Source organism: Tetzosporium hominis (assembly GCF_002265435.1).
GTDB lineage: Bacteria > Bacillota > Bacilli > Bacillales_A > Planococcaceae > Chryseomicrobium > Chryseomicrobium hominis.
This window is the reverse complement of the sequence record NZ_NOKQ01000025.1, coordinates 1-234: the sequence shown is the minus strand read 5'-3', so window position 1 is coordinate 234 and position 234 is coordinate 1. Positions and strand designations below refer to the sequence as shown.

Below are 234 nucleotides of genomic sequence, written 5' to 3'. Positions count from 1 at the left end.
GCACAGCGTCCAGAATGCTTTGAAGCGCGCGCGGATGAATATCTCCTGCGGTTCCTTTCACCACATAGCCAAAGGTCGTTACGAACTCTAAAAACTTTTGCAGCTTTTCAGCATTCGGCTCTTCGTGAATCCGGTATATAAACGGTACGTTCATCCAATGGAAATGCTCCGCTACCGTTTCATTCGCCACAAGCATAAATTCTTCAATCAGCTTCTCGGCGACTGAACGTTCTC

Annotated in this window: 1 protein-coding gene; it reads right to left on the bottom strand. The window is 47.4% G+C overall.

Annotation, left to right across the window (positions count from 1 at the left end):
• Nucleotides 1–234, bottom strand: a 234-nt coding sequence (locus CF394_RS00075; RefSeq protein ID WP_133079763.1) for an RNB domain-containing ribonuclease, incomplete at both ends; no start/stop codon positions are given.